Below are 22,593 nucleotides of genomic sequence, written 5' to 3'. Positions count from 1 at the left end.
TGTCCCAGCCTCTTTTTTGTAATCACGATTTATCTTTTTGCTCTACATTCTCGGACTTATCCTCCATAATATCATTCGCCGTGCTCTTAAATTCTCTTAATGTTTCTCCAGCCGCTTTACCAATCTCCGGTAATTTTTTCGGTCCAAAAATGATTAATGCCAGAACAACAATAAGGATTAATCCAGGAATTCCTATGTTTGCTAACCCCATTAAAAATCGCCTCCAGCTCTTAATGGATTTTTTACATTAAACCTTTTTCTTTTAATTTTTCGCTTCCACAAGCTGCCCGCCATTTTTTAGAAAATCAATCGTTCCTTCTGTTGCACGATAGGTTAAAGCTGCAGCTGTGGTGGTAGGATTGGTTACTCCAAAGTGTGGAAAAGCGCTCGATCCACATACAAATAAATTATCCATATTCCACATTTGTAAATAGCTATTCACAAAGGATGTTTCCGGGTCATCTCCCATAATTGCTCCGCCACTATTATGCTGAAAAAGGAGTACTTAGCCAACAATCCCACCCGTTGTCATTCCTGCTGTTTTAATAAATTGACGTCGAGATACATCCACTTATTGCTGGTTTTCACTTACCTTCCCCTGTTTGTCATCCTTATTCTCTGAAATGTGACTCCCCCCTTATTTACAATCACACATGTAAAATATATTTTCGAAGCTCCTCCTTTCAAGCTTATGTAAAAAGACTGCTATTATATATAATATGTGGTCATCATAACTAGAAAACAAACATCTGTGAAGAACCTAAAAATTCTAGGTTACCTATGGAAAACAGAAGAACATGCCTGTTGTCTATCTACTAAAAATGAAAAAACTGCTAAATTAATAAGGTTAGTACGAAGGTTCATCCCGAGTTAATTATATACCCTTACATTAATTTCGAAGTACTTTGTTTAAGCACTTCTTAGGTATACCATTTATTTTTATAGACTATACTTCCCTTAAGTCATGTTACCAGTATGTATATGAATAAATTGTCTTATATATAACTGATGTTTTTATGAACACCTTAGCATTCTATTCTTACAGGCAATTGTTTGCGATAAACTCCAACAGAAAAAGAATGAATCACTGCCTTCTCGGGAATGTTATAACTTGCAAGCTAAAAACATACACTTTGGAGGAGATTATTCATGTCCCATCAACAACATCAGCAGCTCATTGACGCACTGCAAAACTGTATTGTTGCATGTAATCATTGCTACGATGCATGTCTAAAAGAAGAAGATATTAAAATGATGGCCGAATGCATCCGTTTGGATAGAGAGTGCGCCGAAATTTGTTCCTATCTGGCACAAGCTCTATGCAGAGATACGCCTTTTGCCAAGGAACTTGCTTCGGTTTGTGCTAACATTTGTGAAGCATGCGGAGATGAATGTAAAAAACATAGCCATGCGCATTGTCAGAAATGTGCGGATGCCTGCTTCCAATGTGCAGAGGCATGTAAAAAGAGTGCTTAAACGCATAAATAAAGAAGCAGCTCCTTTTATAGAACTGCTTCTTTATTAATTATTCTGCTTCAATTGTGACATCTCTAAAGAATGGGAAGCTGCTTGGAAATTGATAGTATCCATTTACTTCATCACGCAAGCCGGATAAAAGAACAGAATGATAAATCGGCACGATCGGCGCCTCATCTACAATCATTTGCTGTGCATCTGCATAGAGAGATAGCCTTTCTGCTTCATCGCCCTCTTGTCTGGCATCTTCCAGCAACCCGTCCACTTCTTCATTTGCATAGAAGGAACGATTCCCCGGCGCACCAGCATTATCAGAATGAAACATGGGGTATAAACCGTAATCCGCATCCAGCGTTACCGTTCCCCAGCTTCCTAAAAACATGTCAACGCTTCCGTTTGCAGTATCTTCTAAATAAGTAGCTGTTTCTGTCATTTGAATGTCCACGTCTATTCCGATTTCATTCAGCTGCGATTGGATGACTTGTGCGATATCGCCTGTATTTGTATCATAAGCCATCAGGGTTACCTCTAAGCCATCTGCATAGCCGGCATCCTCCATCAGAGACTGGGCTTCTTCCACATCTCTGTCAATAGGCTCTATATTTTCATCATATCCAAATACAGTCGGTGCAAGAGGCCCTTTTGCCGGTAAAGCAACTCCGTTCAAAACGCCATTAATAATTTCATCCTTATCTAAGGTCATCGCAATCGCTTGACGGACTCTTTCATCATCAAACGGCTCACGCTCTACGTTAAAGCCTAGATACGTCATACTGGCACTATCAGACTGCATCACATGTGTGCCATCATTATTGTCGACTTCCTCCACATTATTGGCATTTACCGGATAAATAAAATCAGAGTCCTCAGTCTGAAGCTCCGCAATGCGAGTTAAATCCTCCGGAACAAAATGGAATGCAATAGAGTCCATTCCAGCTTGCTCTCCCCAATAGTCTTCGTTCTTTACTACGGTTATTTCCCCGCTGACAGCACGTTCCTCAAATTTAAAATAACCTGTTCCTATCGGATTTTCATTTACAACAGAAAAAGGTTCTTCTCCATTTGCAATTGCTTCATTATCTGCTTCAATCGCCTCCAGGCTGATCATATGCCCGCCTGGATGTGCTAAATGGGCAGGTAATGCGGAAAACGGATATGCTGTTTCAATTTGAACCGTGTATTCGTCGATCACTTTAACGTTTTCAATCATGTCAAAGAGAAAGCCAAGCGGAGAACCTATTTCCGTATCACGTACACGGTCTAAATTTGCTTTTACCACTTCCGCATTAAAAGGAGAACCATCGTGGAAAGTAACGTCTTCCCGCAGCTTCGCCTCCCAGACCGTATCCTCGATTTGTTCCAGGCTTTCCGCCAGTGCAGGCTGTATTTCCAAGTCTGTATTCTGTTCTACCAATGTATCATACAAGGTATTCATTACATATAACGAATTACCATCATTTGCTGCATGCGGATCAAGCGATACAGGTTCTGACGCTAAGCCTGCCTTCAGCTGTGTTTCTTCCGCCGTTTCTTCGGCAGGTGCTTCTGTTTCATCTTCTGGACCGCTGTCATCTGCACATGCTGCCATCATAACTAACAAGGAAAACAGTATCGTCCATCCAATTATCTTCTTCAAATTTACTCCCCCTCATTTTCTATGTAGAATCTCCTTCATTCTGATAAGAATACAATTCTTTCAGTTGAGAATAAGTATATACTATTTTTAAAAAAGTGAGAAGAAGTAAATCTGCTGCTCCAAAGTGATAATAAGAAACTGTTGAATTAGATTGCGGTAAAAGTAGTCGTGTTTTAACAAAAATCTTGGCAATTCAAAAATACCAACGTTCTTCAAACCGAAAGTAATGTCCTTACAGCACTAACTTAACCAGCCTTTTTCTTTCACTCTCGCTATGGCTTCTATCCGGTTATCCACCTCTAGTTTATCCAAGATAATTGAAATATAGTTTCGAACGGTTCCATTGGATAAATGTAATTCTTTTGCAATCGCCTTGGTTGTTCCCCCCTGTGTTAACAGCTGCAGGACCTCTATTTCCCGTTTGGTTAAGGGGTTTTCTTCTGCAAAGGCAAGATCGATCAATTCGGAGGAATACAAACGCTTCCCCTTCATAATCTGACGAATGGAGTCGGCCAAATCCTCGCTGGGGCTATCTTTTAATAAGTAACCATCGACTTCTGCCTTTCTAGCCCGTTCAAAGTAGCCGGGTCTTGCAAAGGTGGTCAGAATAATAATTTTGCAGGAATCCTCCCTTAGATACTCTGCAGCATCCAGACCTGTCATAACTGGCATCTCAATATCCATTAAGCAGATATCAGGGCACTCTTGCTTGACTAATGCCAACAGTTCTTCCCCATTACCTGCTTTTCCTACCACGGTCATATCTTCTTCTAAATCCAGGAGCGCGCCTAAAGCTCCTAACAATAACTGTTGATCTTCTGCAATTACAATCCGAATCAAATTCAAACCTCCTCCATTTGCCTTAATATCTTTGGCACCGTCATATCTACTTTAAACCCTTTCGAATGTGCAGTGATAGCTAATGTCCCGTTGATAAAGGATAAACGCTCTCTCATCCCTTGAAGGCCATTTCCAAATTCAGGAACACTATTCTTCCCTATCCCATCGTCCTCTACCTGCAGTCTTATTTCCTTTTCTGTTTCTGAAAATTCCACGGAACAGTGATCTGCCTGACTATGCTTTACGACATTCGTTACTGCTTCTTTCAAGCACATACTTAATACTGTTTCCATTAACATTGGCAACGATGATTGATCTACTTTAATTATAATTTCATGCTTGATTTGTGCGACTTCCATTAATTGTTCGACATGCGCAAGCTCTTCTTCCAAGCGAACATTTTTCATATCCGACACCATTTCCCGCACTTCTTTTAATGCATGTCTGGCTGTATTCTGCACATCCTGCAGCTCTTTTTTCGCTTTTGCAGGGTCTTTCTCCAGCAGTTTCCCCACAAGTTCACTTTTCAGACCGATCATCGATAATTTCTGACCTAAGGTATCATGTAAATCACGGGCTATTCGATGCCGCTCTTCTACAATTGCAAGTTCAGCAATTTTGCGGTTAGCATCTTCCAATTGTTCCTCCAGCTCCTCCTGTTTCAAACGATTATAACGATTAATAGGTATCAGAATAACTCCTAATATGGTCATAATCAAGAATGGCAGCTGATTTAGAAACAGGGAATAATTAAAGAAAAATCCTGCCGTGATGGAACCTATAATCACGACCATGTGTATCACATACATCGTGATAAACCCTGCTTTGCCACGAACATTCCCAACAAAAAATGCAGTAAATAAAGCAAAATAAACGTATCCATATAGAATTGTCATCACCGTATTAATAATAAATTCCATCGTTAACCCGATATACATAAACGGTTCAAGGGAGTTAAAGGTAAACCAGTAAATCGCAAAGAAAAGTAATGTTAACAATACGCCAACACCGATCTCCCAAATCGAAGTAGAGCGAAAAATAAAGTAAAACGGCAACACACAAAAAATAACCCAAATATATATGCTTAATCCTGTGTTTCTTGGAAAAATATAATACCATTGACGCACGATTTGTCCCCCTATTTTCTCGCTTGACGTTATTATACCAAATATATCTCGTGAACGATAAAGAACCCCCTAAAACGTGCAGGGGGTGTGCAGCCAAGCCAGTTATGAGCGAATCGTAGAAGTTGACTTTGCTGTCGTTATCCTTTGATTTTTTGATTGATTTAAACGATGCTTCATTTCGCGGAAGCTGATAAATGTTTTCTGTTCTTCATCATAGAGACGGAATTTGATTGATTTCAAACTCGTTTTTAACGTAATGATAGTCGCATTGTGTAATGGCGGCGTTTCGCGGTGTGCTTGCTCCAAATGGTAATTAGGGACTTTGGGTGCTAAATGGTGCACATGGTGATAACCAATACTTCCCGTCATCCATTCTAACCATTTCGGCAGCTTATAGTAGGAGCTGCCATCTACCGCTGCTTTCACATAATCCCATTCTGACTCATTCTCAAAATAAGAATCCTCGAACTGATGCTGAACATAGAATAACCAGATTCCTAAGAAACCTGCAATATAAGCAATCGGCAGCTGCACGAATACAAGCGCCTGCCAGCCAAGCAGAAAGCCTATAAGACAGTAAATCACAATTAATGAGATATTAATAATATAGGTATTCTTTCGTTCCTTTTTTTTCGCATCTTTACGATTAATCCGATTACTATAGAGAAATAGCGAAAATGGTCCTAAACCAAACAAAATAATTGGATTGCGATATAAGCGATATTGCAGTCTCTCCCATTTTGTTGCCTTTTCATATTCCTCTACAGTCATAATCCAGATATCACCGGTGCCTCGCTGATCTAAGTTGCCGCTTGTCGCATGATGAATCGCATGTTCTCTTTTCCACTTTTCAAAGGGAAAATGAGTAATTACGCCGGTAATGGTGCCAAGCAGTCGATTTAATTTCGGTTTTTTGAAAAAAGATTGATGCGCGCAATCATGAAAGATAATAAACGTTCGGACCATGAAGCCCGCCGCAGCAATGCTGCATAACAAACTTAACCAAATGGAAACAGCTAAACTTTGATAAGCTAAAATCCACAGGATAAAAAATGGAGGTATCGTATTCAATAGTTGAACAATACTCGTTTTCGTTTTAGATGTTGCGAATGGCATAACGTCTTTTCTAAGCTGTGCTTGCTTTTGTTTGCTCATTGGTATCCCCGCCCTTATAAACTTACTATGATTTCAGTATAAGGAATCGAGCAATGAAATGTTAGATACAGTTGTCAGTAATTTGATATGACACTTGTCATATTTTCTGGATGATGTTCCCCTGTTATGGATTATACTTCACTTAACAGAAGGTTGAATAACGATTCTCCATGATTTAAACCACACATCCCACAGGAAAAAGCCAATTGGTTATAAAACGGGTAACCAATTGGCTTTTTCATTTTAAAATTATTTCCGTTCTTTCATCAGCCTGTATTCACTAATCCTGCAGCTACCCCATTGATTGTCAGTAACACCTCGGTCACCAGATCTTCAGGAGGATTAGCTGTTTCTCTTAATTTATGGATTAAATCCACCTGCAGGAAATTAAGCGGATCGACATATGGATTACGAAGATGAACAGAACCTTGAATATTTGGCGTGTGGCTTAGCAGTTCCTCATTGCCGGAAATGTCCAGCAGCGCCTTTTTTGTACGTTCATATTCATCTGCAATATCTTCATATATCCGTTTTGCAGTCTCCGAATCCTCAACTAATTCCAGATATTCTTCAGCAGTTTTCATATCTGCTTTCATCAATGCCATTTGTAAATTATTAATCGTCACTTTGAAGAAAGGCCATTCTTTATACATTGCTCGTAAAGCTTCTAAATGACTCGCATCTTCCTCAATGAAAGATTGCAGACCTGTGCCCGCTGCATACCATGCAGGCAGCATGTACCTGGATTGTGTCCACGCAAATACCCATGGAATAGCCCGTAAGTCTTCAAAACGCTGGCTGTTCTTCCTGCTCATCGGCCGCGATCCAATATTTAAAGCACCCAATTCCGTCAAAGGAGTTGCCTGATTAAAAAACGCTAGAAAATCCGGGTCGCCAAACACCAGCGATTGATATTTTTTCAATGATTTTTGGGAAATAGATTCCATTGTGATTTCCCATTCTTTTTGACGCAGTTCTTCTTGATCCGGTGTATTTGAAACCTTGGCGGACCTTGTAAATAAAGCAGAGGCTGCCTGCTCTAAATTTCGGTAAGCAATATCTTCAAGAAGATATCTGGAAGAAAGCACTTCTCCCTGCTCCGTAATTTTCACACCATCTTCTAGAGTCTCCGCAGGCTGGGAAAGGATGCTGGTACTCAATGAACCGCCTCCACGGCCAAGCGAACCCCCGCGGCCATGGAAGAATTTCAGACGGATTTGGTATTGTCTTGCTATATTATGGATTTCCTCCTGTGCTTTAAACAGGTTCCAGTTAGCGCTTAACGTACCGCCGTCTTTGCTTCCATCTGAATAGCCAAGCATAATTTCCTGATGTTGCCCGCGTGCTTTTAATTGTTTCTGATATACCTCTGTTTCAAACAATGTCTTCATAATATCCGGACCTGCAATCAAATCATCGATTGTTTCCAGTAATGGAGCGACATCAAGATCACTTTCCGCCGTTCCATCTGGATAAAGACGATAAATCCCGGTTTCTTTAGCAAGTACCAACACTTCCAAGAGATCGCTCGGCGATTCTGACATGCTGATTAAATAGACTTCAATTGCTCGTTTTCCAAATTCCTCATGTGCATTTTTTATCGTTTTGAAGACTTTCAAAATATCCTGTGTTTCTTTAGAATAACCGCCATCGAAAAGCAGCAGAGGTCTCGGATCATTCAAAACCTCACACAATACTTTTTGTTTCTCTTCTTCACCAAGCGCAGCATAGTCATCTGTAACATGAACAGCCGTTAAAATCTCATGAACAGCCGTTTCATGCTCTCCACTATGATTTCGTACATCCAATGTGGCTAAGTGAAAACCAAACATCTCTACTTGCCGGATGACCTTTCGAATCGTTTTCAGCTTTTTCGTCTTTGGCAAATGTGCTTCGGCACTTTCTTTGATTTCTTTAAGGTCATGAACCAGTTCTTCTGGAGAATCATAACCCTGTGACGTTTTCCCTGTTTCACGCAAACGTTTTAGAATAATGGCAAATTTACGTCGATATACTTCTGACTTGATTGGCCATTTATCGTTCTCATTTAAATAGCTGGTCTCTTCTTTTTCCATTCTATCAATAAATTGCTGATTAATAGATATTCGTTGACTTGATTGGCTAAATCGTCTCATCAGCTCAACGATAGAAGCTTCGTATTTTTTCAAAATCAATTCCCTCTGCATCTCCAATGTCTGCCAAGTGATTACTGGAGTTACATTCGGATTGCCATCCCTGTCTCCTCCAATCCAGGAACCAAAATGAATGAAATTTGGTACTTCCCAATTTCCCTCTGGAATTTGTTTCTGCAGCTGTGTTTCCATTTCTTGAAAGACATCGGGTAAGGTTTCAAATAATGTCTGGTCAAAATAATAAAGTCCATTTTTTACTTCATCCAATACTCCCGGCTTCCTTTGCCTCAGCTCATTGGTGTGCCATAAAGCAGTGATTTCATTAAACAGACTTTCTTCCACATCCGCCTTCTCTCTTTGTGAAGTCTGCGGATTGTCCAATGTCCGTAAATGCGCCGATATGCGCTTCTGTATTTCCAGCACCGTCCGCTTCGTTGCCTCTGTCGGGTGTGCTGTCATAACCAGTTCAATGGATAATTCATTAAGTATCTCTTGAATTCCTTTATTGGTAAGGTTGCTTTCTTTCACTTTGGATACGGCTTTTTCAATAGAAAAAGACTGGCTGCTTTCCTCATCCAGCAGATACTGGCGTTTGCGCCTGATCCGGTGATTTTGCTCCGCAATATTAATCAAATGAAAATAGATAGAAAAAGCACGGATGACCTGCTGACGTAAAGGCGGTTTTAAATTGCTGATTTCTCTTTTTAACGTTTGATATGTATCTTCATCATACTCATTTCGGATACTTTTCGTCATTTCCCGAATCGATTCTACCTTATCAAATAATGCTGTACCTCCATGTAACTTCAAAACTTCTCCTAATATGTTTCCAAGCATATTGACATCATTTCGCAATGAGGCATTTTTATCGATTGTTTCTCTCATGTTGTTTCCTCCTGTTCCAATTACCGTAGAATTATCATATCATTTTTTTGAAAAAAATGATAAAACGAAACTTCATTCAGTGGGAGAATGAAGTCTGTTTCCTACATTCTCCCACTGAATTAGCCTGAGCGATTCAGGGAATTAGCTCACCTGAACTCCCGCCTAAATAAATTTATTCTCTTTTTATTTTGAGGAGGGAGTTATACGGAAGGTTCTCCGTGATAAATTCATGATGCAAAAGTGTTTATTTTCCATTTTAAACAGTTAACCTTTTCACCGCTCTCATCGAGAAAAAGACAAATGAATATATCCTTAAACGATTATTTTCACATACATTATTTCTGATTTTTCTTTATATTTGTGGTGAAGCAGCGAGATGAATTAATACCTCTTTTCCCTTTTTATGAAAATATCAAACATTTGAGAGATAAACCTTGAAGATACCCTCCTTTATCTTTTTAAAACAAAGAATAAGATGTTGCTATTTTACTTGATTTTCATTGATTTATATTATAGCAGAAGAAACTGAAAAGCACCTGCTAAAAAGCAGATGCTTCCTTGTTATTTACTGTTTTTAGGAGATTGCTGATTCTGCACGCTTACTTCTTCCAAATTGGTATCACTGTATATTTCTGTCCCGTGACCTCCCGTTGTTTTAGCTAGGAATTCTTTGACTTCATTATAAGACATACCTGAGTTTTGGTTTGCCTTTTTTACGGCTTCAATATTTGTCCCAGCCGCTGTAAATTTCTTATCCTGATTTTTCTGCATTTATACCCCTCCTGCTTTGTTTCATTTTATTTTGTCCATTAGAGGGGTTTTTAGCCGAAATTTTCTCCTGTCGTTTATAAAAACTGGCGAGTATGGGTTTAACTTTTCTATCTTCTGTATTCTTCGAAGGATGTGTAAAAACAGTGGGCGATACATCAGGATACACTTTCCTTCGTAATAAACCAATTCATTTATTAGCTCAGCGAAACGGCTGAAAACGGCCGCTCTTTTTTATTTACCAACTAGAAGTGACTTGCTTACATGGATACATTCAGTGTTAAAAACGCTGGCAGCTGTTGTTTATGTTTATCAAGCATAATCTGCTCCGGCTTGATTCCCTGCTCTAAAAGCACGTCAATATTCTGCTGAAGAAATTCGTCACTGCCGACAACATAGAAGAGGCCCTCTTTATCAGCTGCAAGGTTTTTCACTTCTTCATAGTAGTCTTTCCGATTATCAACAAACTGCGACGTGAATTTTTTATCAGGTGCGGATTCAAAAATAGGCGTGAATAAGAAATCCTTTGTTGAATCGATGTTCAGAGAATGAATTTGATTAACGTTATCAGCACGTTCGAGATAATCCAGTACAAGCGGCCTGAAGGTTGCCAAACCGACACCTGCCGACAGCAAGTAAACATTTTTATCTTCTCTTTTAAGCGGTACATTCGAATGCGTTTTAAATATAGCAACCTCTTGACCGACTTCCATATTTCTTAAAATCGTTTTAAACTCAGAACATTGCTCTTTAATACGTGTTGTGATGCCGATGGAATTTTCATGCGGTAATGTAGTAATCGACATGTGGCGAATCAGACTGCGGTTCGGTTTCTCTCCGGCATTAAACCCTTCCAGTGCGAAGTGGGTGTGGGAACCTTCTTCCCACGTAAAACCTTCCGGGCAGTCAAGCATATATGTTTTAACCTCAGGTGTTTCATCAATAATTTTATTTATTTTCGTCCAGTATATTTGCATAATATATTCTCCTCCATTATATTTGCCTTTAGTATCTAATATACTACAAATGATAATAATTCTCAATTAAACGGGTTGATTATTTTGGAAAGCACTTGGGATTTTATTATAGGAGGGGTATCAATATGACACTTATAATGGCTACAGCTTCTTTTATTACATCTTTAACCGTGTTGATCATTGTCACTAGCCAAAACAAGAAGAACGAATGATAATATATAGATCAACCAAGCATATCAATTTTTTTAAATAGGAAATGATAACTTTATTAAATCACCTTAAAAAAGCGCCTCTGCTGCAGCTTCTATGCAGGGGCGCTTCGATCTTTCTCCATTATTTACTTATCTGTTTCCAGCGGAAGGTCAGGATCACTTGCCCATTCCGTCAGAGAGCCATCATACACGGCAACATTATGCTGACCAAGCTTGTTTAACAGCGTTGAATTCCAAGTTGCTGCAATCCCGCTGCCGCAATAGGTAATCACCTTCTTATCCGGATCAAGGGCTCCTGCTTTCTCAAACGTTTCCCGGATTATCTCATCATCGTAAAGCTCCAATGTTTCGGAGTCAGAATGATCTCCGAAAAAGACGTTTACACTTCCTGGAATATGTCCTGGACGGCCATACGTATTCACTTCGCCTTTATGAGCAGCTTCATTTAAGCTGTTGATAATAATAACATTGTCATCATCTATCGCTTGTTTTACCTCTTCCTTGTTAACAAACAGCTCGGGTTTTCGCCCGCCGCTAAAGCTTGCTTTTGGATATGAGCCTGACTCTGTGGTTACCGGTCTGCCTTCTTTTTTCCACTTTGGAAAGCCGCCATCAAGCACCGCGACATTTTCCAAGCCCTCATAGCGCAGCTGCCAAGCCAAGCGGGATGCCCAATCCGAAGCCACAACAGGACTATCTACTTGCGCACCTTGGTCATAAACGACCACATACGTGTCTTCATCGCCGACTCCTAATTCAGTGATTTTTTTAATAAACTCCTTTCTTGGCGGAAGGGTAAAAGCATACTCCGCATCCGTATCGGATAAATCTTCTAATAAATCGGCAAAAACAGCACCTGGAATATGCCCTTTTTCATACGCCTCTTTCCCTGACCAAATATCATAATAACCGCTTGCCGGCAATTTTAAAAAAGTCGTTGCATCTACTAATCTCAGTTTTGAATCATCCAATCTTTCCGCAAGCCAGTCTGTTGTTACAATGAATGGAACATGACTCATTATATGCACTCCTTCACTTTAATTATATAATTCTTATAAATTTACTTATATTTAAACGTATAATAACATGGGAGGATGGTTTTTGCAAAATAACAGATTCAAAATTTATGATGCCATTCCTTTTCCAATTCATCTCCTTTTAGTCGTTTGGACGAAGCATTATACGAAGGCAGCTTATACATACAACCCCTTTTTACTTTATTGATTTAAATTTGTCACACTTTCTATTCATCATGTTCATTATTTCACAAATACTTCACGAAATACCTCCATATTCTATGATATACTTATTGTGAAGATAATCACAAGACAACACTTAGGAGGTTTTATGATGAGATTCAAGCTTATATTTATGTCCTTTTTGTCCCTATTGTTAGTGGGATTTTTGGCCGCATGCGGTGCTGACGAAGAGGAGCAGACAGACGAAAATGCAACAAACGATACGGAGGAAACAGAAGAAGATGTCGTCACAACCGCATCCCTTGTTGATCAGCCCGACGCCTTTGTCAACGCAGTCAGCGAGGATGGAACTTGGATTATCGCTACACTGGATGATATCGCCATAGATGAGGATGTCGTGGTTGCCGGCGAATTCTATGATAAAGACGACGAATCCAGTGATATTTATCGTAAAATTGCTCCATATACACAAGATGAAGACCATAACATTACAGACTCATTTACGATTACCGTTCCCAGCATGACCGTACAGAGTGAAAACTTGAATTTTCAAGGCGGTACTCTGGAAGGTGACGTAATTGTCGAAGCAAACGGCTTTATGCTGGATGAAACAGCAACCATTGACGGAAATTTACAATTTGCAAATGAAGAAGCAGAAAGCTCCGCAACCATTGATGGAGAAGTAACAGGCGAAATCGAATAAAAATAGCAAGGCTCTAACAGGATGCGTCCTGTTCCCCCTCCCCGATTCAAATTAAATAAACAGATACCTCGCTAAAAAAGCGGCCAAGTCAAAGCTTGTCCGCTTTTTTAAATAGTAGAAAAATCGGCCGTTCTTATTGCGTTTTTTCTTTATTCCATCATACTGTCTCCTCCCTGTTCAAAAATCAGAGAAGAGACGTTTTCGTGTAACCTTCTTTTCTAAAAATGACACCAATCCATCTATCAATGAAAGTGATGCCCCTCTGTCCGTAATACGATCAGGATAACCGACAGCAGCACCATGGCAAAAAGAGTGAACGTATCTCCCTTCCGCCAATGCAAGCGTCGAAAGGAGGATCTTGGTTGATTGGACTGGTAGCCTCTTACCTCCATCGCATTCGCCATATCCTCTGCCCTGACCAGGGAGCTGACGAACAATGGAACAAACATCGGAACGATTTTCTTCATCTGCTGAAGCAGTGACCCTTCGCCAAATACAATCCCTCTGGCACGCTGTGCATCCAGCACTTTCTGCGTTTCGTCCAGTATAATGGGAATAAAACGAAGCGCTACCGACAGCATGAGTGATATTTCGTCGACCGGCAGTTTGAGCCGTTTCAAAGGTTGAAGCAGATAATTAATCGCATCTGTCAAATCAATTGGCTTCGTGGTTAAAGTAATGACTGTCGATACAAAAATAATCATGGCAAAGCGGCTAAAAATGTATACCCCATTGATTAAACCAAAGGATGAAATGGTAATTGGTCCCCAATCGATATATATTTCGCCCCCTGCCGTAAACATTACCTGTAACAGCACGGTAAATAAAATCAGCCATATCAGCGGCCGGACACCGCGAATATAGATGCGGAGGGAGACTCCGGAAATCTTCATCATCGTAAAGGTAAAAAGCCACAGCACCAGATACGTGAGCCAATTGTTGGCAATAAATAAGATAAAAATAAACGAAATCCCTGCGATTAGTTTAGCTCTGGGATCAATACAATGAAGCAGCGAATCGCCAGGGAAATAACGTCCTAAGATTAATTTGTTCATGCTAATCCCGCCTCTACTAAAGCATCTGCCAGCTGATCCAGCGTCAGACAAACCTGTGGCAAGGTAACGCCCGCTTCCTGCTCCAGCTTTACCTGCAGCTTCCTGGCCTGCGGCAATTCCAGTCCCCATTGATGAACCGCAGATACATCGGCAAATAATTGCTCAGGCTCTCCCTGAAAAACTATTCTGCCTTCCTCCATCACGACAACTTCGTCTGCATAATAAGCTGCATCATCCATATCATGGGTAACCAGCAACGTTGTTAATCCGCGCTCTTTATGCCAGGCATGGATCAGGTCCATCACTTCTTTCTTCCCTTTTGGATCCAGCCCGGCGTCAGGTTCATCTAAAACAAGAATATCTGGACGCATGGCTAATATTCCCGCCATCGCCACATACCGTTTTTGACCGCCGGACAAAGAGAATGGTGACTTCGACAAAATAGATGCATCTAAACCGACACGCCCAATAACCTCTAGGGCAATCTCCTTCGCCTCTGCTTCAGGCACTCCAAAATTCATCGGTCCGAACATAATATCTTTTTCCACCGTTTCTGCAAACAGCTGGGATTCTGGGAATTGAAAAACCATCCCCACTTTTCGCCGTGCTTCTTTTACGGATTGCTTCGCATTTTCCAGCGTAATTGTTACTTCGCCGACAGCTACCTCCCCTTTTTTCGGAAGGAGCAATCCATTCATCAGCTTCAATAAGCTTGATTTTCCGGAACCGGTCTGGCCGACTACAGCTGTAAAGGAGCCTGACTTTATCGTTGTACTAATTGACTTTAATATCTCCGGGCTGCGAATCGGACCTGCTTGATAATCTGCGGTTACTTCCTGTAAATTTATCTGCATAGCCATCGCATCATTTCCTGCTCTGTCATATATTGGTCAGGTACGGCACTGCCCCGTTCTTTTAATTTTCTTCTCAATGCTTCTATAAAAGGAACATCCAGCCAATCCTCTCTTTGAAAAATCTGGGCAGGTCTGTCTATTTCCTTCACACTGCCTTTCTGTAAAACCAGCATTCTATCCGCGGCTTCCGCTTCATTCATATCATGGGTTATCGAAATAATGGTCAGCTGTTGCTGTTTTCGCAAATCATGTAAAAAATGCATGAATTCCTGTCTGCTTTTAGGGTCAAGCATCACCATGGCTTCGTCTAATACAATAATGGCAGGCTGTAACGCTAAAAGTCCGGCAATAGCGACGCGCTGCTTCTGTCCCCCAGATAAACGGGAAGGGTCATGATCTGCATAGCGGCTCATTCCAACCATTTCCAACGCACGATTTACCCGCTGCTTCATTTCATGATAAGGCATGTTCTGATTTTCCAAGGCGAATGCCACGTCGTCTTTTACGGTTGTTCCAATAAATTGATTTTCCGGGTTTTGAAATACTAATCCGATATGACTGCGAAGCTCCCACTTGGATTCCTCTGTCAGCTCGATTCCATTAATATAAATGCTTCCTGAGGAGGGCGCGCGCAGCCCGACCAGCAAACTGGCTAAGGTTGACTTCCCCGAACCATTATGTCCGACAACAGCCAGCCACTCCCCGCGCTCTGCGGTAAAGGAAAGGTCTGCTATCGTTTCCTCCTGCTTTTGCAGATTATAATGAAAAAAGACATTTTCTACGTTGACACAAGGCGTTGACATTTCTCCACCCCTCTCTTCTAGATTACAAAATAACGGATACAAGCAAGGTAATCGCCATCGTTCCATTTACGAGCATCATATTTTTCAAAGATAATGGAAAAGTTTCCAGCTTACTCTGCTTTTGTCTAAACCGTCTGATGCTTTTCGTGATTGGAATCAGCACCAGGCATACAAGCAAGGCATAGACAGGCAGCACCTGAAGCAGCACAGCGGTTACAATCGCTGCAAATGTGAGTACATAGAGAAGATGGAATAATAACAAAGCATGCTTTCTGCCGATATAATAAGGAAGGGTAAAACGCTTATTGGCAATATCCTCTTCCAGATCGCAGATATTATTTGCCAGCATGATATTCGCAATGGTCAGTATACAGGGGAGCGAGACCAGGAAAATCTCCAGCAGCAGCAGGACATCCATTTCAAAGGTAATCATGCGTCCAGTCCAGCCTAAATGGGCTATTCCCTGATTAGCGGCATTGACATAGATAGCTAGAAATGTAATGCCAAATCCCATCGTCACACCGGAAAACACCTCGCCAAGCGGCATACGGGACAGCGGAATCGGTCCAAATGTATAAAAAATACCAATCGCAAAACAAAGCATGCCAATAACCAGCACAAATAAATCCGTACGAAATACCAGCCAAATCCCTAATAGTGAAGCTATCGCCAGCATGGTAATAATCGTGGCCACCACTCTCTTTTCAGGGATATTTTCCTGTCCGATAATATTGGATTGTCTGCGATAGTCATCACTTAATGCCTTCTTATAATCCATGTAATTATTGATAGCCGTTGTAGTTAAATCAAACAGCAGCATGGCACTAAAGAAAATAGCTGTGTTTAGCGGTTCAAACATATCATAACGATAGATAACAAATAATAGTCCAATTAAAAACGGAAATAAACTAGCTAATTTGGTGCGAATTTCTACCAGCTTTAAAAACGTAGGCAGTGTCATCATAGCCCGCTCCCCTCACCTATTCTATTAACGTAAATTCCTCATCTGTCAGTTCAAAATTGCCGGCTAATCCATCGGTGATATAAACATTTTTGTCCTTTGTCACAAAGATGGCTTCTGCATCCTGCATCTGTTGAATAAAGTCCAATCCTTCCTCTAACCCTTTTGAATATAGCAGTGTCGAAAGTGCATCCCCGTCAATTGAATGCTCACTGATAACCGAAACACTGGCAAGCTCTCCTTCAAACGGATAGCCAGTCTGCGGATTTAATAAATGATGATAGATTTCACCCTCCACTTCTAAAAAACGTTCATAAATACCAGAAGTAACGATAGACTGATTCGAAGCAGTCAATCTGCCAACAGTTTCTCCCATTGGCAAGAATGGATTTTGAACACCAACAACCCAGGGATCACCTGATGTCTGGTTCCCCATAACATATATATTGCCTCCTAAATCAACCACAGCAGTGGTGACCCCTTCCTCCTCTAACAGTTCTATGACTTCATCAGCAATATAACCCTTCGCAATTGCTCCCAGGTCTAACCGCATACTGGATTCTGTCAGCATCACGCTTTGCTCTGCTTCATCGAGTTCTATTTTTTTATAATCAATCAACGGCAGTATGTCATCAATTTCCTCCTGCAACGGTTTTCTTGCATCATCCATCCCGATATTCCAAAGGCTGGTTAATGGACCGACAGCAATATCAAAGGAGCCCTCTGCCAATTCACTGTAATCCTTTCCTTGCTTAATCACCTGCCATACATCCTCTGACACCTCGACAGGGTCTTTTCCGGCCTGTTCATTGATTTCAGCCACTTCCGACCCAGCTTCATTGGCAGTCATTTGCTGTTCCAATACTTCAATTCGGTCAAACACCTTATCTAACGCCGGCTCTTTATCCTTGTCATACACCTTTATCGTGATAACTGTTCCCAGTAAAAATTCTGTCTCACTATATGGATTGCTGATTAATGATGATGCATCGCTTGATGAATCGGCATTTTTAGAACAGCCTGCAATAATCAGCATCAGCAGCATCAGTGAGATACCAATTTGTTTCTTCATTTTCATACCTCCCTCGCCCTTGTGAATGTTAATAAACACTATAATAATTATTTTCATGTGATTTAATTCACAATTATTTGTATGATTTTAATTGTGAATAATTTCACAAATATTACATGTTTATTGTATAATTTATTTCGTATCATGTCTATAAAAAACACAAACAAATCTATTATTACCAAGGATTTTGTCATGAAAATGACACACCTGATTATTTGATATTTTATTTTTAATTTGTGAACTATTTATCAAATCTATAGACTTTTTTTATGAATATGTTAGAATGAAATTGTTCAATGTTTCACAAAGTTAACATTATCTATTTTGATTACAAAGGAGTGAATACAATGGCGGAGAAAAATATTGTTATTATTGGCGCCGGCTACGCAGGGGTGCATGCAGCTAAGAAGCTGGCCAAAAAATACAAACGTGATGATTCTGTTTCTATTACTCTGATAGATCGACATTCCTATCACACCATGATGACAGAATTACATGAAGTAGCTGCACACCGGGTAGAACCATCTGCTATTCAATTTGATTTACGAAAATTATTTAACCGCACCAAAGTGAAACTCGTCACAGACAATGTTACCAACGTCGATCATGATACGAAGACCGTCACCACGGAACACGGTGAATTCGCTTATGACTACCTTATTCTCGGGATGGGCGGCGAAGCAAACGACTTTGGTACACCAGGTGTAAAAGAGAACGGCTTTACCCTCTGGTCCTGGGAAGATGCAATCCGCATCCGGCATCATTTAGAGGATGTCGTCAAACGGGCAGCATTAGAACATGACCCGGAAAAACGCCGTGCCATGCTCACCTTTACAGTTTGCGGTTCCGGGTTTACCGGTATTGAAATGATTGGAGAGCTTATCGAGTGGAAATACCGTTTAGCAAAGGAAAATAAACTGGACGAAGGTGAAATTCAACTTTATGTTGTGGAAGCAGCATCCTCTATTTTAAACATGCTGGATCGCAAAAGTGCGGATAAAGCAGAAAAGTATTTAAATAAAAAAGGCGTTACCTTGCTTAAAAACTCACCAATCGTTGAAGTAAAAGAGGATAGCGTCGTATTTAAATCAGGGGAAACACTTTCCACACACACATTGATTTGGACAGCCGGGGTCAAAGCAAATTCGGATACAGAAGATTACGGCATCCCGACTGCCAGAGCAGGACGTCTGAAAGTAAATGAATATATGGAAGCAGAAAACTTGGAGAACGTCTATGTTATCGGCGACTTAGCCTATTTTGAAGAAGAGGAAGGCAAGCCGACGCCGCAAATTGTCGAAGCGGCCGAACAGACAGGTGTGACAGCTGCTAAATCCATTATTGCGGAAATCGATAATGGCCAAAAAGAAGCATTTGAAGGGAAATACCATGGCACGATGGTTTCCATCGGAGCCAGATATGGTGTGGCGAATTTAATGGGGCTGCGTTTAAGCGGCTGGCTGGCTAATCTGATGAAGCACTTGGTTAACCTGTATTATTTCTTCGGGATACGAAGCGGCTATTATATGTTTCATTATATTATGCATGAATTTTTCCAAACCAAGGATAAGCGCAACATTTTCAGAGATACAATTACCAGATATGGAAATGTTTTGTGGAGCTTGCCATTGCGATTATTTGTCGGCGGTTTTTGGCTCGATGAAGCAGCCTCTAAAATTTGGGGAGAATCTGTTTGGGGTGAAGTCACCTCAGGCTCTGCAGGTATTTCTCGATTATTTCAGGGACTCGGAGAAGATTCCTGGCTGACCGGGAACAGCGTGAACATGCCATTTGAATGGCTGCAAACAACCACCAGCAGTGCAAGTGAAGCGGTAGATGGCGGTGCAGAATGGGCCACTCCTATTTTAAGTGATATGCCAGGTATTTTTGAATGGTTTATGCAGATTATGCTGCCGACACCGGAAATAGCTATCTTTATGCAGAAGGTTATGACTTTCATTGAGTTATTCATCGGCCTTGCTATTGTATTCGGCCTTTTCACTTGGCTTGCCAGTGCTGCAAGTGCCGGATTCCTGATGATGTTTACTTTATCCGCAATGCTCGGCTGGGATCAAATCTGGGCACTCCCTGCTTCTATCGCTTTAATGAATGGTTCGGGACGTTCCATTGGTTTAGATTACTGGGCTGTTCCATGGCTGCAAAGAACACTGGGAAGATTCTGGTATGGAAAAGAGCAGGCTATCTATAAAGATCGTGAATAAAAACATCGGGCAGCCCGGCTTTTGCCGGGGAGATGAGTCAATATTTACTGAATGAGCTATAAGGGGGGATGGGCATGAAGGATTTCTATCATATGCTGAAACCTTGGGATGTTATTCTTGTTATCCTGTTGGTTCTTCTATCTTTTCTCCCTATTGGCATCTTTGTTTTACAGCAGTCACAATATGCTGAAGAAGATTCAGTAAACGTTGCGGTGATTACAGTAGATAATGAAATTGTAGAAGAAATCCAGCTGACAGGGAATACCGAAACCAGAGAAATTGAGATTGAGGTATCCGATCATGACAATAACATTATTGAAGTAGACAATGAACGCATTCATATCAAAAGTGCTACCTGCTCTGACCAAATCTGTGTGCGAACCGGCTATATTTCCAGGCCGGGACAGACGATTGTCTGCCTGCCTCATAAGCTTGTCGTCGAGATTCAATCAGACAGCGGGGAAACAGAAGATATGATTATCAGCTCTTAAATCAATTTTGAGCAGCTTATATACACGTTCGGAAATAGATTGGGAGGGTCTGGCGATGACAAATAACCAGCGTCTTGTATACATTGCATTATTAGCTGCGCAGGCAGTCATTATCAGTTTAGTAGAAAGAGCCATCCCCTCCCCTTTTGCCATCGCTCCAGGTGCAAAAATCGGTTTAGCGAATATTATTACGTGCATGGCGTTATACACGCTCTCTACAAAAGATGCGTCTAAGGTTGTGATGATACGGATTATCCTTGCTACCCTCTTGGGAGGTACACTCTCCTCTTTTATGTATAGTGCGGCCGGCGCCATTTTAAGCTTTATCGGCATGTGTGGAGTAAAAAAGCTCGGACCATCCCGAATCAGCTTGATTGGAGTCAGCGTAGCCGGCGCTATTATGCATAATATTGGACAATTAACGATTGCCAGCTGGATTGCCCAAACATGGACGGTACTTCTCTACCTCCCAGTTTTATCTTTTTTCGGGATTTTATCAGGCATTGCCATGGGTCTGGCAGCTAATTATTTATTAAATCACGTAGAAAAACTGGACTATTACCGGGACCTGCAAGAAATGAAATATACGCAACCCAATCAAGTATCATAGCTTTGGCTACAGAAAAATCCTTATGCTCGTTAAATGGAGGTTATCATGATGGCGATTCCAACTATTCCTGTTCATCCAATGTGGGAACCTTATCCCCGTTTACAATCTGATTTACAATCCGTTTTACAGGTGATTGAATCTCACCTGCAAATCCACGATAAACAAATCGAAGCTACAATTAAGGATTTGGTCTATTCAGGAGGAAAATTATTGCGTCCTGCCTATACGCTTCTATGTTCCCAGATTGGGGACGTAACACATCAGGAAAAAGAAAGGTCGATAGCCGTTGCCGCAGCACTGGAAACCTTGCATATGGCCACTCTGATCCATGATGATGTCATTGATGAAGCAGACTTCCGTCACGGAAATCCAACCATCCATACCCAGCAGGGCAATCAATTTGCCATCTATTCCGGTGATTATTTATTTTGTGTCTGTTTTACTATTTTATCTAAGTACGCGCGCACATTAGCACATCTTGAGTTTAATGCGCGCAGTATGGAAAAGATTCTCACAGGGGAACTGGATCAGCTCCATGCGCGCTACCAAAAGGGAACCAGCATCAAAGATTATTTAACGCGTATTTCCGGAAAAACCGCGCAGCTCTTTGCTGTCAGCTGCTATTCAGGAGCAGTGACCAGTCAAGCAACACGAAGGCAGACCATGCTCGCCTGGAATATGGGGCACTATATTGGCATGGCCTTTCAGATTATCGATGACATACTAGACTTTAAAGGTGATTTCAACACCATGCGAAAACCTACGCTTGCAGATATTCGTCAAGGCGTGTATACCCTGCCGCTGATTTACGCATTACGTGAACAGCCAGAGCAATTACATCCTTATTTAGATAAGAAAGCTGATTTAACAGATGAAGAATTAATGGAGATATTAGCTATTGTCGAAAAAACAAAAGGCATAGAAAAATCCAGGCGGCTTGCCCTGAAGTATACAGACAAGGCATTAAAATCCTTAAACAAACTGCCGGTCGGGAATTATAAAGAGACCTTGTATGAATTGACTGCGATGCTGTTGGAGCGGAAAATATAATGGCCTGCAATGAAACTTGCATAGTAATTTTCCAAACCGTTATCTATAATAAAATAAAAACTATAGGTGTTTTATATAATGAAAACCTTCATTTTACGGGACTTGCGAGAGTACTGATAAAATGAAGGTTTATTACAGTTTAGCTGAAAATCATCTAAAATAAGACTATATAAATTGAAGTAAGAAATTACACTTTATTTTTCTTATAAAAATCACGAAATAATGATTGAAAACAGTAACTAGCGACGGTTTTTGATGGGGCGAGTAATCGCAATGGTTTTCGGTGGGGCGAGTAACCGCAGTCCCAGTCCCAGAAGAAAAACACGGAGACTCCTGGTCGGCTAAGAACGGTCACGTCCTGTGAC

21 protein-coding genes and 1 pseudogene are annotated in these 22,593 nt (G+C 40.9%); 6 read left to right on the top strand and 16 right to left on the bottom strand.

Annotated elements, in window-relative coordinates; translation table 11 throughout:
* Positions 1-22 precede the first annotated feature (22 nt).
* The 3 genes and pseudogenes from BN997_RS12850 to BN997_RS23845 all read right to left on the bottom strand — a co-directional run bounded on the left by BN997_RS12850 (position 23) and on the right by BN997_RS23845 (position 571).
* A complete protein-coding gene (locus BN997_RS12850) occupies positions 23-211 on the bottom strand; it encodes a twin-arginine translocase TatA/TatE family subunit (protein WP_042532785.1) in 189 nt (62 codons plus the stop codon).
* Positions 212-262: 51 nt separating this feature from the next.
* Positions 263-484: pseudogene (locus BN997_RS12845) on the bottom strand (GMC oxidoreductase); the annotation flags it as partial.
* Positions 485-505: 21 nt separating this feature from the next.
* Entirely contained in the window at positions 506-571 is a 66-nt protein-coding gene (locus BN997_RS23845; RefSeq protein WP_084613032.1) for a twin-arginine translocation signal domain-containing protein, read from the bottom strand.
* A 578-nt stretch (positions 572-1,149) separates the two neighbouring features.
* On the opposite strand from BN997_RS23845, the gene BN997_RS12840 reads away from it, so the two are divergent.
* The gene (locus BN997_RS12840) at positions 1,150-1,476 is read left to right on the top strand and encodes a four-helix bundle copper-binding protein (RefSeq protein ID WP_042532781.1); all 327 of its coding nucleotides are present in this window, start codon (positions 1,150-1,152) and stop codon (positions 1,474-1,476) included.
* 49 nt (positions 1,477-1,525) lie between these two features.
* Here BN997_RS12840 and BN997_RS12835 read toward each other — a convergent pair whose 3' ends face one another.
* The 8 genes from BN997_RS12835 to BN997_RS12800 all read right to left on the bottom strand — a co-directional run bounded on the left by BN997_RS12835 (position 1,526) and on the right by BN997_RS12800 (position 12,227).
* Positions 1,526-3,067: a glutathione ABC transporter substrate-binding protein gene (locus tag BN997_RS12835; protein WP_139089200.1), complete on the bottom strand. Its 1,542-nt coding sequence runs from the start codon at positions 3,065-3,067 to the stop codon at positions 1,526-1,528.
* A gap of 285 nt (positions 3,068-3,352) precedes the next feature.
* Entirely contained in the window at positions 3,353-3,952 is a 600-nt protein-coding gene (locus BN997_RS12830) for a response regulator transcription factor (RefSeq protein ID WP_042532777.1), read from the bottom strand.
* A gap of 2 nt (positions 3,953-3,954) precedes the next feature.
* Positions 3,955-5,079 carry a sensor histidine kinase gene (locus BN997_RS12825; RefSeq protein ID WP_042532775.1) on the bottom strand — a complete coding sequence of 375 codons (1,125 nt, stop codon included), beginning with the start codon at positions 5,077-5,079 and terminating at the stop codon, positions 3,955-3,957.
* Between the two features lie 102 nt (positions 5,080-5,181).
* A complete protein-coding gene (locus BN997_RS12820; RefSeq protein ID WP_042532773.1) occupies positions 5,182-6,234 on the bottom strand; it encodes a Delta(5) desaturase DesA in 1,053 nt (350 codons plus the stop codon).
* A 266-nt stretch (positions 6,235-6,500) separates the two neighbouring features.
* A complete protein-coding gene (gene ppc / locus BN997_RS12815) occupies positions 6,501-9,251 on the bottom strand; it encodes a phosphoenolpyruvate carboxylase (RefSeq protein ID WP_042532771.1) in 2,751 nt (916 codons plus the stop codon).
* A gap of 561 nt (positions 9,252-9,812) precedes the next feature.
* A complete protein-coding gene (locus BN997_RS12810) occupies positions 9,813-10,022 on the bottom strand; it encodes a gamma-type small acid-soluble spore protein (RefSeq protein ID WP_042532770.1) in 210 nt (69 codons plus the stop codon).
* Between the two features lie 257 nt (positions 10,023-10,279).
* Complete coding sequence (locus BN997_RS12805; RefSeq protein WP_042532769.1) at positions 10,280-10,996, bottom strand: FAD-dependent oxidoreductase; 717 nt, start codon at positions 10,994-10,996, stop codon at positions 10,280-10,282.
* A 337-nt stretch (positions 10,997-11,333) separates the two neighbouring features.
* On the bottom strand, positions 11,334-12,227 hold the full coding sequence (locus tag BN997_RS12800) for a sulfurtransferase (protein WP_042532768.1): 894 nt from the start codon (positions 12,225-12,227) through the stop codon (positions 11,334-11,336).
* Between the two features lie 328 nt (positions 12,228-12,555).
* Between BN997_RS12800 and BN997_RS12795 the strand changes: the two genes are divergently transcribed.
* Positions 12,556-13,110: a hypothetical protein gene (locus BN997_RS12795; protein ID WP_042532767.1), complete on the top strand. Its 555-nt coding sequence runs from the start codon at positions 12,556-12,558 to the stop codon at positions 13,108-13,110.
* A gap of 242 nt (positions 13,111-13,352) precedes the next feature.
* On the opposite strand, the gene BN997_RS12790 is transcribed toward BN997_RS12795, so the two are convergent.
* The 5 genes from BN997_RS12790 to BN997_RS12770 are packed head-to-tail and all read right to left on the bottom strand — an operon-like array spanning position 13,353 to position 17,855.
* A complete protein-coding gene (locus BN997_RS12790) occupies positions 13,353-14,165 on the bottom strand; it encodes an energy-coupling factor transporter transmembrane component T family protein (protein WP_042532766.1) in 813 nt (270 codons plus the stop codon).
* A complete protein-coding gene (locus BN997_RS12785) occupies positions 14,162-15,019 on the bottom strand; it encodes an energy-coupling factor transporter ATPase (protein ID WP_042536100.1) in 858 nt (285 codons plus the stop codon). Before BN997_RS12785 ends, BN997_RS12790 begins: the two co-directional genes overlap by 4 nt.
* Positions 15,010-15,822, bottom strand: coding sequence for an energy-coupling factor transporter ATPase (locus BN997_RS12780; protein ID WP_042532764.1), 813 nt, complete (start codon positions 15,820-15,822; stop codon positions 15,010-15,012). The genes BN997_RS12785 and BN997_RS12780 overlap by 10 nt, the downstream gene beginning before the upstream one ends.
* Before the next feature lie 22 nt (positions 15,823-15,844).
* Entirely contained in the window at positions 15,845-16,783 is a 939-nt protein-coding gene (gene menA / locus BN997_RS12775; RefSeq protein ID WP_042536098.1) for a 1,4-dihydroxy-2-naphthoate polyprenyltransferase, read from the bottom strand.
* A 19-nt stretch (positions 16,784-16,802) separates the two neighbouring features.
* Positions 16,803-17,855 carry an FAD:protein FMN transferase gene (locus tag BN997_RS12770; protein WP_042532762.1) on the bottom strand — a complete coding sequence of 351 codons (1,053 nt, stop codon included), beginning with the start codon at positions 17,853-17,855 and terminating at the stop codon, positions 16,803-16,805.
* A 347-nt stretch (positions 17,856-18,202) separates the two neighbouring features.
* Between BN997_RS12770 and BN997_RS12765 the strand changes: the two genes are divergently transcribed.
* The 4 genes from BN997_RS12765 to BN997_RS12750 all read left to right on the top strand — a co-directional run bounded on the left by BN997_RS12765 (position 18,203) and on the right by BN997_RS12750 (position 22,228).
* Positions 18,203-20,077: an FAD-dependent oxidoreductase gene (locus BN997_RS12765; protein WP_042532759.1), complete on the top strand. Its 1,875-nt coding sequence runs from the start codon at positions 18,203-18,205 to the stop codon at positions 20,075-20,077.
* Between the two features lie 74 nt (positions 20,078-20,151).
* Positions 20,152-20,568 (top strand): NusG domain II-containing protein, encoded by a 417-nt coding sequence (locus BN997_RS12760; RefSeq protein ID WP_042532757.1) that lies wholly within the window; start codon positions 20,152-20,154, stop codon positions 20,566-20,568.
* A 55-nt stretch (positions 20,569-20,623) separates the two neighbouring features.
* Positions 20,624-21,178, top strand: coding sequence for a Gx transporter family protein (locus tag BN997_RS12755; protein ID WP_042532755.1), 555 nt, complete (start codon positions 20,624-20,626; stop codon positions 21,176-21,178).
* A 63-nt stretch (positions 21,179-21,241) separates the two neighbouring features.
* Positions 21,242-22,228, top strand: a complete 987-nt coding sequence (locus BN997_RS12750; protein WP_042536096.1) for a polyprenyl synthetase family protein — start codon at positions 21,242-21,244, stop codon at positions 22,226-22,228.
* The last annotated feature ends 365 nt before the right edge of the window (positions 22,229-22,593 follow it).

This window comes from Oceanobacillus oncorhynchi (assembly GCF_000821065.1).
Taxonomy (GTDB): Bacteria; Bacillota; Bacilli; order Bacillales; family Amphibacillaceae; genus Oceanobacillus; species Oceanobacillus oncorhynchi.
This window is presented reverse-complemented; position numbering and strand designations above follow the sequence as displayed.

Bases quoted from the DNA above. Each gene is read 5' to 3' on its own strand.
- BN997_RS12835 (WP_139089200.1), bottom strand. From the start codon at position 3,067: ATGATGGCAGCATGTGCAGATGACAGCGGTCCAGAAGATGAAACAGAA.
- BN997_RS12805 (WP_042532769.1), bottom strand. From the start codon at position 10,996: ATGCAAATATACTGGACGAAAATAAATAAAATTATTGATGAAACACCT.
- BN997_RS12755 (WP_042532755.1), top strand. From the start codon at position 20,624: ATGACAAATAACCAGCGTCTTGTATACATTGCATTATTAGCTGCGCAG.
- BN997_RS12770 (WP_042532762.1), bottom strand. From the start codon at position 17,855: ATGAAGAAACAAATTGGTATCTCACTGATGCTGCTGATGCTGATTATT.
- BN997_RS12840 (WP_042532781.1), top strand. From the start codon at position 1,150: ATGTCCCATCAACAACATCAGCAGCTCATTGACGCACTGCAAAACTGT.
- BN997_RS12820 (WP_042532773.1), bottom strand. From the start codon at position 6,234: ATGAGCAAACAAAAGCAAGCACAGCTTAGAAAAGACGTTATGCCATTC.
- BN997_RS12850 (WP_042532785.1), bottom strand. From the start codon at position 211: ATGGGGTTAGCAAACATAGGAATTCCTGGATTAATCCTTATTGTTGTT.
- BN997_RS12760 (WP_042532757.1), top strand. From the start codon at position 20,152: ATGAAGGATTTCTATCATATGCTGAAACCTTGGGATGTTATTCTTGTT.
- BN997_RS12790 (WP_042532766.1), bottom strand. From the start codon at position 14,165: ATGAACAAATTAATCTTAGGACGTTATTTCCCTGGCGATTCGCTGCTT.
- ppc (WP_042532771.1), bottom strand. From the start codon at position 9,251: ATGAGAGAAACAATCGATAAAAATGCCTCATTGCGAAATGATGTCAAT.
- menA (WP_042536098.1), bottom strand. From the start codon at position 16,783: ATGACACTGCCTACGTTTTTAAAGCTGGTAGAAATTCGCACCAAATTA.
- BN997_RS12780 (WP_042532764.1), bottom strand. From the start codon at position 15,822: ATGTCAACGCCTTGTGTCAACGTAGAAAATGTCTTTTTTCATTATAAT.
- BN997_RS12800 (WP_042532768.1), bottom strand. From the start codon at position 12,227: ATGAGTCATGTTCCATTCATTGTAACAACAGACTGGCTTGCGGAAAGA.
- BN997_RS12765 (WP_042532759.1), top strand. From the start codon at position 18,203: ATGGCGGAGAAAAATATTGTTATTATTGGCGCCGGCTACGCAGGGGTG.
- BN997_RS12785 (WP_042536100.1), bottom strand. From the start codon at position 15,019: ATGCAGATAAATTTACAGGAAGTAACCGCAGATTATCAAGCAGGTCCG.
- BN997_RS12810 (WP_042532770.1), bottom strand. From the start codon at position 10,022: ATGCAGAAAAATCAGGATAAGAAATTTACAGCGGCTGGGACAAATATT.
- BN997_RS12795 (WP_042532767.1), top strand. From the start codon at position 12,556: ATGATGAGATTCAAGCTTATATTTATGTCCTTTTTGTCCCTATTGTTA.